Below are 13279 nucleotides of genomic sequence, written 5' to 3' on the forward strand. Positions count from 1 at the left end.
ATGAGACTTCGGCCTTTGCACGGGCAGGGAAAGAGTCACGCCATAACATGAATTACTGGTTATTTGGTGATTATCTCGGCATTGGTGCAGGCGCGCACAGCAAAATCAGTTTTGCCGATAAGATCGTGCGGCAGATGCGCACTAAGCAACCGAAAGAATATCTGGCCAAAGCCAATGCAGTAGAATCGTTAATCCAGACGCAACAAATACTAACCCCCGCAGACCGGGGTTTTGAATTTATGATGAACGCGCTGCGGCTCACCGGCGGGTTTGAAACGGCTGTGTTTCAGGAACGTACCGGCCTACCGATTACCGCCGTTCAGAAGCAATTGGATGAAGCCGAACAACGCGGCTTACTCGTGCATGACCATCACCGCATTAAACCCACCGTCTTAGGAAGGCGCTTTCTCAACGATCTGCTGCAACTTTTTTTACCTGAACCGCTAAACCCGGAGTAACGCTCGTCATCGATTCAGCGTGATTATGCGCTAAAATCGCAGGCTTCTGATTTGAAGTTATTTGCATAAGGAGTCAATGCCGTGGCGTATGTGAAACCGGAAGAAATCGTCGAAAACATGTTGCAGGCTGGTGCTAAGAAAGCGAGTCTACCGGTCAAGCAGTTGCTGATTCGTGGTTTTCTGGCAGGTGCCTTTCTCGGTTATGCCACCACGCTGGCGATTTTGGCGGCAACGCAAACAGGTTGGGGGATTGCCGGCGCTTTGGTGTTTCCGGTGGGGTTTGTCATGATCGTTCTGCTTGGATTGGAATTGGCAACCGGCAATTTCGCGCTGATTCCGATTGCCGTCAAAAACCAAAGAACACCCTTCAGTCATTTGTTCAGGAACTGGACGTGGGTGCTGACCGGCAACCTGATCGGCAGCGTCACGTATGCATATTTGTATTGCATCGTGGCGACCAAAATGGGAACGATCGACCCGGAAACCATTCCCGCGCTGCAACGAACCATCACCATCGCCGAAACCAAAACACTTGAATACGCCAAGCTCGGCCTGAATGGTACGATTACCGCCTTCACCAGCGCAATGCTGTGTAATTGGATGGTGACATTGGGCGCCGTCATGGCATTCACTTCCACCGCCACAGTCGGCAAAATCGCCGCGATGTGGCTGCCGATCATGACCTTCTTCGGCCTCGGCTACGAGCACGCCATCGTCAACATGTTCGTGATCCCGGCCGGTATCTTACTGGGCGCGGATATTACCATCGCGGATTGGTGGTTATGGAATGGGTTGCCGGTGATTGCGGGGAATTTGTTTGGCGGGATGATTTTTACTGGGCTTATGTTGTATTGGAGTTATGGTAAAGCGAATCATCAGGGTTAGTAATAGTCATTTCTATATTGACTTGATAGGCTTAGTGGATTAGTTTGGGTTTGATTTTATAGTTCGTTATTCATATGAAAGAATGGTTTATTGCCCTTGTTTCAATAGCAAGCGCCGCACTTGGTGCATTATTGGCATTTTTGTTCACATCCCGTGCAAAAAGAGACGAATCGATCCTTCGCTTCAAAGAAGAGAAGTACGCGAAGTTATTAGTAAAACTACAAGGTTTTGTTGCGATGTTCAATGATATTGATTCCAATCTCACTGTAAATGGTAGCGTTGGTCGGTTACAGGAGATCTGAAGGAGATTATACTGATCTTGTTTTTGCTTTTTATTCTTGCCTAATTATAGAGGAGAAAAAGAAATGATATCTCTACGAAAGATCAATGTTTTTCAGGTTCTTCTGATTTCATTGGTGATCAGTTATGTTCATCCGGCTAGGGCGGATAAAACTATAGGTGTTTTCTCTGCGCAGCAATCTTGTCCAGCCTATGTTTCAAAAAATAAATTAACCAATCCAGACAATACGCAGATTCAGGCGGATAAAAAATACGACATTATCGAAGCGAATAAACCAGATCATGCTAGCTGGTACCGGGTTGTTCTGCCTGCGGCCAATCCGAGGGAGCGTTGGATCAGCGCTGAATGTGGTCAGGCTCAGGTGACGGGAGGGGGAGCAGGAAACGGTGGAGACGGCAATAGTTGCGGTGTTGCTGGCGAGGCTGATAGTCATGTTCTCGCACTGTCGTGGCAACCCGCTTTCTGTGAAACTAAACCACAAAAACCTGAATGTAAAATCACCGATCCGCAGGTTTATCAGGCCAAACATTTTACTTTGCACGGTTTGTGGCCTAACAAAAAGAGCTGTGGCACGCATTATGCCTTTTGCGGCGATGTCAAGGCTCAGAAACAAAATTTCTGTGATTATCCAGAAATTAAATTAAATTCAACTTCTCAAACTTCATTAGCGGAGGTCATGCCTAGTGTAACAGCAGGTTCTTGTCTTGAGCGCCATGAATGGCATAAACATGGTACCTGTCAAGCCGCTAAGTCGACGGAAGAATTTTTTGATTTGTCAGTGGATTTGGCCCGTCAGTTCAATGATTCCGGTATGGCATATTTTATGAACCGCAAAATAGGCCAGCAAGTTCGTACTGAAGATTTTCTCATTCGGGTAGCCGCCGTACTGGGATCTACAGCTCGGGATCGAATTAAATTAAATTGCGATCAGGGAATGTTAGTGGAAATTCAATTAAGCCTGATTGCTGATCTTACCCCAGGTGCTGATCTTGAGAAATTGATTGTTAATGCACCGGTACAGAGCAGTTCCAATTGCGGAGAGACTTTCCGTGTTGATCCGATTGGGCAATAGGGCAGGGACCTGAAACAGGTTGTCTAGATTGATCAATTTATACTGGCTCAGACTTGAGCCAGTATAAATTAAAAAGCCTGGAATATCACATCAGTCACTGATAGTGCAGTGGATCGCTGTAATACGCCGACAAATGTAATGCTGGCTACATCGTCTACAAAATGCACCACGACATCCTCACCTTGGGTATCGATACCGGTAATATAGGGTGATAGTTGTGCAAAATTCTGAATGCCTAGCTGCGTATCAAATCCGACTTTATCCACACCCGGAATGAAATCCTGAAAAAAGTAATTACCTACATTGGATAAACCAAAAATATCCGAACCTTCGCCACCAATTATCGTATCTGTGCCCAGTTGTCCGACTAAGGTGTCATCACCATTGTTGCCGATTAAAGTGTTGCTGGAGCTGTTTCCAATTAATTTATCGTTGCCAGTGCCGCCAATCGCACGTTCAATTAACGTATTCAATCCGAGTGATAAATTATTTTCAGCAGCTTGTCCATTTGGCGTAAGGCCAACGGAGCTGAGTGTGCCGGGCGCAGCAACATTGAGATTGAGGGTTACTGGCGTATTTATTCCCGATGCATCAAGCGTATCATTACCCCTATCATCATAGATTGTCTGAACAACTTGGCCGCTTTCCTCAGTCAATGTGTAAGAATTGTCGCCTGTATTAAGCAGTTTTGCATTGTATAGGTAGGACAAGGCGGCGTGATCGTACGGTGCCAGATTGATCCGTTCAAGTCCTTGACTTTGTGTTGTGTAAGACATGATGCTATACAACTCAGAGTCTTCTACACCCGTTAGGTAGGGACCTTCGTTGGCATCTCCCCCTGAAGCTGCAGCATTGTAATCGCCAGGATGTTTAAGTCCGAGGGTATGCCCAATTTCATGAATCAGTGTCGAATAGGCATTGGTGCCATAGACGACATGGGTTGTTTGCGAGGCTTCGGGTGAATTGTTGATGTACAGATCTCCTGCATTATCACCAGCTGATTTGTCTGGATAGTAAGCATAGCCGACTGTTGTGGTTTGTGTATTATTGCCAAACCGGAGTTGACCGTAGGATGCCGCAGAATCGGTTACTTCTGTGAAGCTAAGTTCAAACTGCGAGGAAAACGTGGTTAAAATCTCTCGAACCGCAACCTTCTGCTCATCGGTCATGACGCTGAAGTGATTGCCGTCCTGAGACGGATCAGTATAAACCGGCAGTGCTGACATGAAACTGTAAGTCAGTGCCACTGGTTTGCCTGATTCTGCGGAATCCCAGCGAATGTCACTGCCAGCGAGCACAGCATCAATGCGGTAATCGTTCGTAATACTCGGCATACTCTTCTCCCTTGCTAAATTACAAACTGGCGATTAAATTATTTAAAAACCAATTTTAGAATAATGGGTAGCCGATAAATTGTCTAAACATTGCAGCTTTTTTGTTCTTATTCCAAGGTTTGATAAATCAAAATCGCTTTATCAATAAATTGCTAAGTGATGCCTTCGCAGGATAGCCCAATCTTAATATAAATAATATTTAGCATCTTCCTGGTCATGAATCTGCTCATCTTGGTGCGGGTTTTTATTGGCCTAAGGAGTTTTGCTGTCAAAATGGCATTGTGGGCGACAAAAAAGAGCATGCCCAGAGGAGTTTGGTTTGCTTGCGCGTGACTGCCAATTCATCTCAAACCGGAATTTCTATTTGGCAGTGCATAACTGATCGCTGAATTTCTGAGTAAGCTCTAATTATTTGAAGGCTGTTATTATGAATAATGCTAAAGATAAAATAGTTAATCTTCCTAACCTGGTTAGCTTAATCCGGATATTGATGGCACCAGTATTATTTTACCTTGCATTTACTCAACAACCCTATTGGTTTATTGGGACACTGTTATTTGCAGTATTTACCGACGTACTCGATGGTTTTCTTGCCAGAATATTAAACCAAATAACTACGATGGGCTCGCACCTTGATAGTTGGGGTGATTTCATAATCTATTCAACAATGGCAATCTGTGCCTGGATATTGTGGCCGGACATCATGCTACGAGAGAAACTTTATTTTATTATCATTGTTCTTAGTTTTACTTTGCCAGTAATCGTTGGTTTTATCAAATTTCATAGCGTTATTAGTTATCACACATGGAGTGTTAAACTCGCAGTAGCTATAACTGTATTAAGCTATATTTTACTTTTTACCGGCTTGCTCGACTGGCCCTTTAGAATTGCTGCTTTATTCTGCCTTTATGCAGCTATTGAAGAGATTGCCATTACAGTGCTGATTCAACATGAGCTTGTTGATGTCAGAACAGTATGGCAAGCATTAGAGCATAAAAAGAAAAACAGCAGAGAAAGTAAGTAAATTTTGTTGCTTGATAATTCTGGAAGCTAATTAGTCGGCCCTGCAATATTCACAAGCACTTGATATTAGTTATAAATGTTCTGATTATTAATGATAAAAACGACCGGAAGTGTTAAAATGGCGCTATATTTCTGGTCGAAACGGTGATTAAAATGCTAACCCATCTTTAACTCTGGAATGCACCATTCCTGTTTTTGCCAGGGTTTAAGCGTGTTTTTTTAAAAGTTGGCGAATGGTTTCGTAACTGCAGGAATCGGCGTAATTTAATTCCACTACTTTGTCCGCCAGCAGGCGCAGTGTCCAGTGGTTATGGCCATCGGGCGCATCGCTGCAGGCCACCGCAATGAGATGAGCTGCCTGTTTGTCGCTGAGTTTTGGCGCCTTTCAGGGACGCGGATGATCTTTCAAGGCCGCTTCCGGCCCTTCCTCAACGCAGCGCTGTTGCGTCTTTGCCACCATCGACGGCGAGACATTCAGCGCATCTATGATGTCTTTGTCTCGCGAGCCCTCAGCGGCCTTGAGCAGAATGCGAGCGCGTGTTTGGCTGCGTGCAGCGTTCTTGCCTTTTTGCACTACGGCTTGCAAGATTTGTCTTTCATCATCACTCAGATTAACTTTGTATTTAATGATAAGCAGGTATATTTCTCTCGAACAAAAACCTCTTAATAACAAACTTTAAGATTATCTGGCATCATTTTGTTTTTTAATGACTGACTACTACTAGCTTACCCACTCAAAATCACTTAGATCCTCATTTTCTAAGTATTGCAAGTTGCTCCTTCAATGCTTTAATCTCCTCTTCTGCCCGAATTTTCGGGGTAACATCTAATTGAACACCCAGGAAATAGAGTAAATTCCCGTTGGAATCAAAAAGTGGCGACATTAGCAAATGGTTATAAAATAATTCGCCATTTTTACGATAATTATGCAGCGTTACTTCTACTGATTTCCTATCCTTTATGGCTTCTCGCAATTTATTAACTTCTGTTTGGTCGTGTTCCTTTCCCTGTAAAAAACGGCAATTCTTACCTACCACTTCCGCTAACGTATAACCAGTTATTGTCTCAAAAGCTTTATTAACATAAACCAATGGCATATCCTCTTGATCAGGATCAGCCAGTGACACCCCGTTTACGCATGAATCAAGAATCTTGGACAATACTTGTGGAATCAATCCAGGGTCTTTCTCAACGATAAAATCCATGATTTTCTCTCCAGGTTAATCAATTGTTGGCTAAATAAATACTCTCATGCGGGGACTGCCGATTACTTGAAATCAACCTAATCTGCTTCAATTAATTTCTTGATGTTCTTGACAGTCCGTTCCGTTCCGTCTTGAACAGCAATGCGTACCAGCTTTTCAAATGGCCTTACATGTAAATCGAGACTAAGCAGCTCGAAGATAAATGTTATCCGGCTATCTGAAGTGTTGACTGATTCAATCACATAGTCACATCGATAAGGATTAGAAACACCTTCAAAACAAATACGTGCCCCTACATCAAAAAATTTAACTTTGAATGTCGATTCAGAGCGATTGCCCTGATCAATGCGCACTTGACGGCATAGTGTCCCCAATTTTATCGGTCCATCGGTGAGTTTCTCCAATTCTTTAACCTCCGGTGACCATCTGGGATAGTTAATAAGCAAATCGTTACCAATAAAATTAAAAAGCTTTTCACTGGGCGTTTGGATTATTGTATTGGCCTTGCCAATTACAGGGGTATCTTTGAACAAACCAAGCATTGTCATGCCTCCTGCGTAGTATTTGCTAAACCAAATAAGTATCTATTCCTGCCAATAATAAGTCATATTGTGCTTCAACCAGTTCTTTAATTGTCAAAGCTGGAATTCCTGTGATCAAATTGCCTTCCGAAACCAGCCAGCCTACCGCATTTGAAGACCCAAGGCTCACTACATAGCCTAGTTCATGATGGAGGTAAGGCTCAAGTAGTCCTGGAAAACCGGAATGCCGCAGAATATTGCGTGCGACTAACTTCCCTTTCCGAACAGCTGACTGTGCTGTTAATGTATTCGAACCTAACGATTGATAATAAGAACAATCACCTGCCACAAAAATATTTTGCAACGGCTCCTGATTAACTATAACCTGCCCGAAAGCATTTGCGGTAAAAATATTTTGTTGTTTCTTACCTAAAAACAAAATGGACAGGCTAGAAGCTAACTCAAACTGTTTTTTTGTTTGTTTCTCTGTCAGTAAAATTTGACCATCCTGCTGTTCACGATAATAGGTGTTGGGGTAAAAAGCAATATCCATATCACGCATGCAAGATTCGACATAACAACCGAACCCATCAGGAAATTGCTCCAGTACATGTTCACCCGAATGAACCAGGCGTAATCCAGCTTTGCTTTTAATTCGATTAAGAAATTGTTTTATTTCAAACAAAAACTGTATACCCGTTGCTCCTCCACCCACAACAGAAATAGATTGTTCAGATGAATTGCCTTGGTTTAGTAATTTTATTAACAAATCTGATCCATTTGCAATCGTGAAGTCCTGCAAACTCAAAATATTATCTTTTCTTATCGAATCAACAGCTCTACTTTCACAACCCGAAGCAATAATCAGGTAATCAAAATTTAAAACTTCTTCATTGAGAATCAGTTGTTTTTTATCCTGGCATTCTTGTAGCATATCCGGATCAAAATTTATCGACGCTACAATGTGCCGGCAGCCGTAACGATTTTCTATTTCTGTAAATGGAACCAGCAAATCTGCTATGGGATATCGGAATGTCTCATGTAGATGAGTAATTTTTATATGTTGCGTTTTGGGATCAATAATCGTGATATCAGTATCGGGTGCATATTGCAAAAGATTTGTTAATGCAGCAACGCCAGCATACCCTCCGCCTACAATCACTACTTTCAATCTTTTTTGTTTTGGTATATTAAACGGCAAAAAAGCCACAGCAACTCCTTACCTGATATGCATGAAAGACATTAATCTCTTCTCAATGGGTCATCAACCAAATTGGTTGATCATTATGAGCAATTGTGCAATTACAACTTAAATCTGTACGATGCTTTAAGGGTTACAGACTAGCACAAATGTTAAGCTTAGCGCTCTACTTTAAATCGATTCGGCATTATCGATGGTGAAATTAATGAGGAATCAGATTTACACACCAATTTTGTTTGGCCCATTGCCAGAAAGACGAAATATCGCCTTCTAAAATTTCTGCAGGTGGTTTTTGACCTAAAAAATGTAATGCATCGACTAATTGCGTTAATGCATTCGATATATTGACTGGAGCTGCATTTGTTTGCTTACTGAGCTTCTCACCCTTCGCATCCGTTACCACTGGCAAATGCAAATATTGCGGTATTGGATAGCCCAATAATTGCTGCAAAAATATTTGGCGCGGGGTAGAGTCTAGAAGATCTGCACCACGTACAACATGTGTTATATTTTGTGCCGCATCATCTACCACTACGGCTAATTGGTAGGCATAAATTCCATCGGCTCTGCGCAAGACGAAATCTCCCACATCACTTCTGAGCTTTTGAGTATTAGCGCCTTTTAAAATATCCTCAAACTGAATTGAATCATCATTTGTTTGGATGCGAAGTACATGTGCTTTTTTTACTGAAGCTGGATTCTTAAGGCAAGTCCCTGGATAAATAGGCCCGCTCAGACCTATAATGCTGGAATCAGAAATTTCTTTTCTTGAACAGATACAGGGATAAATCAGACCTTGTTTACTCAGAACATTCAAAGCTTCGTGATAGGCTTCAGCGCGTTGACTTTGGTAGATGACTTCTTCATCCCACTCCATACCCAATCTTTCAAGCGTAGACAATATTTCTCTCGCTGCGCCAGTTACTTTGCGTTGTGAATCAACATCCTCAATTCTCACCAGCCATCTGCCATGATGAAATTTTGCATCGAGATAGCTGCCCACAGCCGCTACCAAGGAACCAAAATGCAGCGGCCCGGTTGGCGATGGCGCAAATCGGCCCCGATAAATTGGATCAATTGATAGATTATTTCTCACAAAATTTTGCATATTGAATTTATAGAAGAATTACAGATACCAGCGCAATTCCCTAAACAGCTAAATAAGGAAGAAGCTGCTAACAACTACCCATCTTGCATTACGCAATAGACTATAATTCTAAAAGACTATCAATCATATTAGTTGTGTCTGTGAAATATAATCAAGAATTTTCAAACTGATCATGCATATTCATATACTTGGAATTTGTGGCACTTTTATGGGTGGAATAGCAGCCATTGCACGTGAATCTGGACATAAAGTAACAGGCTGCGATCAAGATGTTTATCCACCGATGAGTACACAGCTCGAATCTCAAGGTATCGAATTAATAGCAGGCTTTTCACCAGAACAAATCCAAATCCAGCCGGATATATTTGTAATTGGCAATGTGATTACTCGCGGAAATCCATTGATGGAAGAGATACTCAACCGAAATCTTCCTTATATTTCAGGCCCGCAGTGGTTATCAGAAAATATTCTGAGAAATCGCTGGGTGCTTGCCATTGCTGGAACGCATGGAAAAACGACAACCAGCTCCATGTTAGCCTGGATTTTAGAGTATGCTGGCTTGAATCCAGGATTCCTAATTGGCGGAATTCCTGAAAATTTTGGCATATCAGCAAGGATTGGCAATATGCCATTACCTGCCCAGGATTCCAATTTGAATCCTGCAGATATCTCACCTTTTTTTGTTATCGAAGCAGATGAATACGACACCGCTTTTTTCGATAAACGCTCTAAATTCGTTCATTATCATCCCAGAACTGCAATTCTAAATAACCTTGAATTCGACCATGCCGATATATTCCCGGATCTTTCTGCCATTGAACGTCAATTCCATCATTTTGTTCGCATTATTCCCAATAACGGTTTGATTGTTGCAAACGGAAATGATGTAAATTTAAGACGTGTTCTAGAACAAGGCTGCTGGACACCCGTTGAAACATTTGGCACAGAAACCGGCTGGCATTCAGAGTCACAATCAAACGATTATATGGATATTTTTCTTAACGAAACCTATCAAGGCTGCTTGCATTGGGATTTGTTAGGCGAACATAATCGCATGAATGCATTAGCTGCTCTGATCGCCGCCCGGCATACCGGAGTACCCGTCAAGACTGGAATTGCTGCATTAGCACAATTTAAGAATGTTAAACGTCGCATGGAAAAGCGCGGCACCGTGAACGGCATTACTGTTTATGATGATTTCGCACACCACCCTACCGCTATTCAAACAACATTAAATGGCTTACGAAGCCATGTCGGCACGCAAAGAATTATTGCGATATTAGAACCACGTTCAAATACCATGAAAATGGGTGTATGGAGAGATAATCTTGCAGACAGCTTACTGGAAGCCGATCAAGTTTTTTGCTTCACTCGCGATTCGCAATGGGCCAAAGCAGCTATGGGTCCATTAGGAAGAAAAGCGCATAGTTTTGATGATTTGAATCAACTCGTACAAAATATTTCCGCAATCACAAAGCCTGGCGATCATATTTTAGTCATGAGCAACGGTGGGTTTGACGGCATTCACGAGAAAATACTGTCAACCCTTCGCTAGGGTTGTTTAACAGTTATAGTTAAATGTAATAGGCTAGCCGCCTTCAAACTCACATAACGAAAATACCTTACACCCTAAATTCTCCAACCGAGCCCGGCCGCCCACATCCGGCAAATCAATTACAAAACAGCATTCAACGACTTCTCCACCCATGTCGTGTATAAGGCCCACGGCAGCTTCTGCGGTTCCACCCGTTGCAATCAGATCATCGATGAGAAGTATCCGATCTCCTGGCTGTATAGCATCTACGTGGATTTCAATTCGATCACTACCGTATTCCAATTGGTAATCTCTTCCTATCGTTTCTGCCGGAAGTTTATTCTGCTTACGGATAGGCACAAAGCCCTTATGCAACTGGTAAGCCACAGGCGCGCCAATAATAAAGCCACGCGATTCAATCCCTACGACTTTGTCTATCTCCATATTGATGTATCGGTTTGCAATTTCCTGAATGGTTGTACGCAGCCCAATAGGATCTTTCAGTAAAGTCGTAATATCACGAAACATGATTCCATGATGTGGATAATGCGGAATCGTACGAATATGCGATTTAATTGACATAGAATTGTGCTGTTCAACAATAAATGAAGAATATGAAGTGCGTATTTATAATTACATAAATAAAAAAAGCCTCAACCCATCGGTTGAGGCTTTTTAGTTACCATTTCAACGATACACTAAATCAAATCTTAGTGATCCATTGCAGCTTTTGCATCAAAGCTCTTTGGTGCTTTAACTTGGGTCATGAGATCATCATCCCATTTGCCTTCAACATTCATATGAGCAGCAGCACCCAGTAATACAGCTTCAATCAGGTTATGACTGAGGTATACATAGAGTCCTGGTTGTTTGAACTCATACGCTGCAGCAACAGCTGAGCCGGCTGGTACAAACCAGGTTTCCTGGCTGGTCAAAGGAATGTCGCTGAATGAACCACCGACCCAATACAGATCACCATGACCACCAATCAAGTGCGGATAGGAAGGACGGTTAGCTTGTGAGTGAATAAACAATACTTTCTCGCCCACTTTGGCTTTTAATGCGTTGTCGCCTGTCAGTGCCCCAACAGCACCATTGAATACAACGTGAGTTGGAATAAGCCCTGTTGCCACTTTCAGCATATCAGCCATGCCTTCGGCTGGTGAACCGTAGGTTTTGAAATTGCCTTTGTCATCTTTTGGCAGATAGAAATCTTGCTCGCCGATGTAATAAGCACGATCATAGGTGTATGGCTTGCCTTTTGCGTCTTTCAAGCCACCTTTTGGCAATACCATAACCGCACCACTCATACCAGAAATAACGTGGAAAGGAATCATGGTTCCACCTGGTGCGCAATGATAAACAAATACGCCCGGTTTAATCGCTTTCCAGCGCAACACGACTTCTTCACCAGGTTGTACTAGGGTTAAACCAGCGCCACCCAATGCACCCGTTGATGCGTGGAAATCCACGTTATGTGCCAGCGTGCTGGTTTTTGGGTTGACTAATGTTAATTCAACATAATCGCCTTCATTCACTACGATGAGCGGACCAGGAATACTACCATTGAAAGTTAAACCCCATACTTTTGCACCAGGCGCAACTTCCACCAGTTTTTCTGTGGTTTCCATGCGTACTTCAACAATCTTAGGCCCTTTGCTAACCTGATCGTGCACAGGTACATTTGGTGGAGCCACCAATTCTTGTTTTACACGCGGTAATTTAGAAATGTCTTGCGCCACTGCTACTTGCGTAGCAGCCAAACAAAGCAATCCTAACCCTAATACTGCCTGAACAGCTTTAATCATATATCCCTCCATAAATGATGAACTTTGCGCTTTTTTTATGCGCCATTCTTAATTTATTGGTGCAACCTCAAATTGCCCCAACACCTCCCCTTTTTCTAAATCTAAAGAGCAAAGGGCAGCTTGGAAACTATACACTTTCTTCGATGTACTGTCCATTTTTCATGGCGTAAACTACTGAAATCTTTTTGATTAAGTCACAATACCAGCAGGGATTTTATTATCGTATGAATGAATAATTATGCTATTTTACCTTGTAGTAATCTAATTTCTGCAGCGGCCAAATTATCCTGCGTGCCTCTCAGTACAATAACATCACCAAGTTCTAATCGTGTTTCGTCAGTAGGCATTAACCCGCGAATATTTCGCCTTCTCACAGCTGTGACTTCAACAGCCAAGCTAGCCAAATTGATGTCCCCCAAAGTCTGATTGATCGCAGCTGCACCCGGAATAATGGTAAGCGTCAATAAGCGCGGAAGTAAATTCTCGCTACCGTCTTCTATTGCATCAGTTACGCCGTAATAGAAGCCGCGCAATAAGCTATACCGCTGTTCACGAATCTCTCGTATGCGCCGCAAGATCCGACCTATTGATATGTCTACAAACATCATGGCATGCGAGGCCAACATCAAACTTCCTTCCATAATCTCTGCAACTACTTCTGTTGCTCCAGCTTCTTTCAGCAAATCAATATCTGAATCATCACGTGTCCGGACAACCACAGATAACTCTGGCCGTAATTCCTGAACATGTCTTAAAATTTTTAAAGCGGAAACAGTATCGGCATAACTGATAACCAAAACTTTTGCACGCATCAAACCGGCAGCAATTA

At 42.7% G+C, this 13279-nt stretch carries 14 protein-coding genes and 2 pseudogenes; 6 read left to right on the top strand and 10 right to left on the bottom strand.

Annotated features, from left to right (window positions below; genetic code table 11):
- The 4 genes and pseudogenes from QZ942_RS00170 to QZ942_RS00185 form a co-directional block, all read left to right on the top strand.
- A pseudogene (locus tag QZ942_RS00170) lies at positions 1 to 458 on the top strand (oxygen-independent coproporphyrinogen III oxidase-like protein); the annotation flags it as partial.
- Between the two features lie 81 nt (positions 459 to 539).
- On the top strand, positions 540 to 1343 hold the full coding sequence (locus QZ942_RS00175) for a formate/nitrite transporter family protein (RefSeq protein ID WP_292992459.1): 804 nt from the start codon (positions 540 to 542) through the stop codon (positions 1341 to 1343).
- 74 nt (positions 1344 to 1417) lie between these two features.
- Positions 1418 to 1645, top strand: coding sequence for a hypothetical protein (locus tag QZ942_RS00180; RefSeq protein WP_292992461.1), 228 nt, complete (start codon positions 1418 to 1420; stop codon positions 1643 to 1645).
- 63 nt (positions 1646 to 1708) lie between these two features.
- Positions 1709 to 2716, top strand: a complete 1008-nt coding sequence (locus QZ942_RS00185; protein ID WP_292992463.1) for a ribonuclease T — start codon at positions 1709 to 1711, stop codon at positions 2714 to 2716.
- A gap of 68 nt (positions 2717 to 2784) precedes the next feature.
- On the opposite strand, the gene QZ942_RS00190 is transcribed toward QZ942_RS00185, so the two are convergent.
- Positions 2785 to 4050 carry a M10 family metallopeptidase C-terminal domain-containing protein gene (locus tag QZ942_RS00190; protein WP_292992464.1) on the bottom strand — a complete coding sequence of 422 codons (1266 nt, stop codon included), beginning with the start codon at positions 4048 to 4050 and terminating at the stop codon, positions 2785 to 2787.
- 427 nt (positions 4051 to 4477) lie between these two features.
- Between QZ942_RS00190 and QZ942_RS00195 the strand changes: the two genes are divergently transcribed.
- The gene (locus tag QZ942_RS00195; protein ID WP_292992466.1) at positions 4478 to 5074 is read left to right on the top strand and encodes a CDP-alcohol phosphatidyltransferase family protein; all 597 of its coding nucleotides are present in this window, start codon (positions 4478 to 4480) and stop codon (positions 5072 to 5074) included.
- Positions 5075 to 5278: 204 nt separating this feature from the next.
- On the opposite strand, the pseudogene QZ942_RS13990 reads toward QZ942_RS00195, so the two are convergent.
- From QZ942_RS13990 to gluQRS, 6 genes and pseudogenes are all read right to left on the bottom strand, one after another.
- A pseudogene (locus QZ942_RS13990) lies at positions 5279 to 5440 on the bottom strand (IS630 family transposase); the annotation flags it as partial.
- A gap of 18 nt (positions 5441 to 5458) precedes the next feature.
- Positions 5459 to 5746 (bottom strand): helix-turn-helix domain-containing protein, encoded by a 288-nt coding sequence (locus QZ942_RS00200; RefSeq protein WP_292992468.1) that lies wholly within the window; start codon positions 5744 to 5746, stop codon positions 5459 to 5461.
- A gap of 79 nt (positions 5747 to 5825) precedes the next feature.
- Positions 5826 to 6278, bottom strand: coding sequence for a PAS domain-containing protein (locus QZ942_RS00205; RefSeq protein WP_292992470.1), 453 nt, complete (start codon positions 6276 to 6278; stop codon positions 5826 to 5828).
- 77 nt (positions 6279 to 6355) lie between these two features.
- Entirely contained in the window at positions 6356 to 6820 is a 465-nt protein-coding gene (locus QZ942_RS00210) for a polyketide cyclase (protein WP_292992472.1), read from the bottom strand.
- A gap of 25 nt (positions 6821 to 6845) precedes the next feature.
- Complete coding sequence (locus QZ942_RS00215) at positions 6846 to 8009, bottom strand: FAD-dependent oxidoreductase (protein WP_292992474.1); 1164 nt, start codon at positions 8007 to 8009, stop codon at positions 6846 to 6848.
- A 193-nt stretch (positions 8010 to 8202) separates the two neighbouring features.
- Positions 8203 to 9108: a tRNA glutamyl-Q(34) synthetase GluQRS gene (gene gluQRS, locus QZ942_RS00220; RefSeq protein ID WP_292992476.1), complete on the bottom strand. Its 906-nt coding sequence runs from the start codon at positions 9106 to 9108 to the stop codon at positions 8203 to 8205.
- Positions 9109 to 9280: 172 nt separating this feature from the next.
- On the opposite strand from gluQRS, the gene mpl reads away from it, so the two are divergent.
- On the top strand, positions 9281 to 10663 hold the full coding sequence (gene mpl / locus QZ942_RS00225; RefSeq protein ID WP_292992478.1) for a UDP-N-acetylmuramate:L-alanyl-gamma-D-glutamyl-meso-diaminopimelate ligase: 1383 nt from the start codon (positions 9281 to 9283) through the stop codon (positions 10661 to 10663).
- Between the two features lie 33 nt (positions 10664 to 10696).
- Here the strand turns inward: mpl and QZ942_RS00230 are convergent, their stop codons facing one another.
- The 3 genes from QZ942_RS00230 to QZ942_RS00240 all read right to left on the bottom strand — a co-directional run.
- Positions 10697 to 11224 carry an adenine phosphoribosyltransferase gene (locus QZ942_RS00230; protein ID WP_292992479.1) on the bottom strand — a complete coding sequence of 176 codons (528 nt, stop codon included), beginning with the start codon at positions 11222 to 11224 and terminating at the stop codon, positions 10697 to 10699.
- Between the two features lie 128 nt (positions 11225 to 11352).
- Entirely contained in the window at positions 11353 to 12450 is a 1098-nt protein-coding gene (gene nirK, locus QZ942_RS00235; RefSeq protein ID WP_292992480.1) for a copper-containing nitrite reductase, read from the bottom strand.
- A gap of 236 nt (positions 12451 to 12686) precedes the next feature.
- On the bottom strand, positions 12687 to 13279 hold a 593-nt coding region (locus QZ942_RS00240), incomplete at its 5' end, for a monovalent cation:proton antiporter family protein (RefSeq protein WP_292992481.1).

This window comes from Nitrosomonas sp. (assembly GCF_021731985.1).
Lineage (GTDB): Bacteria > Pseudomonadota > Gammaproteobacteria > Burkholderiales > Nitrosomonadaceae > Nitrosomonas.

Coding starts and splice junctions, on each gene's coding strand:
- QZ942_RS00185 (WP_292992463.1), top strand. CDS start 1,709: ATGATATCTCTACGAAAGATCAATGTTTTTCAGGTTCTTCTGATTTCA.
- nirK (WP_292992480.1), bottom strand. CDS start 12,450: ATGATTAAAGCTGTTCAGGCAGTATTAGGGTTAGGATTGCTTTGTTTG.
- mpl (WP_292992478.1), top strand. CDS start 9,281: ATGCATATTCATATACTTGGAATTTGTGGCACTTTTATGGGTGGAATA.
- QZ942_RS00195 (WP_292992466.1), top strand. CDS start 4,478: ATGAATAATGCTAAAGATAAAATAGTTAATCTTCCTAACCTGGTTAGC.
- QZ942_RS00210 (WP_292992472.1), bottom strand. CDS start 6,820: ATGCTTGGTTTGTTCAAAGATACCCCTGTAATTGGCAAGGCCAATACA.
- gluQRS (WP_292992476.1), bottom strand. CDS start 9,108: ATGCAAAATTTTGTGAGAAATAATCTATCAATTGATCCAATTTATCGG.
- QZ942_RS00190 (WP_292992464.1), bottom strand. CDS start 4,050: ATGCCGAGTATTACGAACGATTACCGCATTGATGCTGTGCTCGCTGGC.
- QZ942_RS00180 (WP_292992461.1), top strand. CDS start 1,418: ATGAAAGAATGGTTTATTGCCCTTGTTTCAATAGCAAGCGCCGCACTT.
- QZ942_RS00230 (WP_292992479.1), bottom strand. CDS start 11,224: ATGTCAATTAAATCGCATATTCGTACGATTCCGCATTATCCACATCAT.
- QZ942_RS00205 (WP_292992470.1), bottom strand. CDS start 6,278: ATGGATTTTATCGTTGAGAAAGACCCTGGATTGATTCCACAAGTATTG.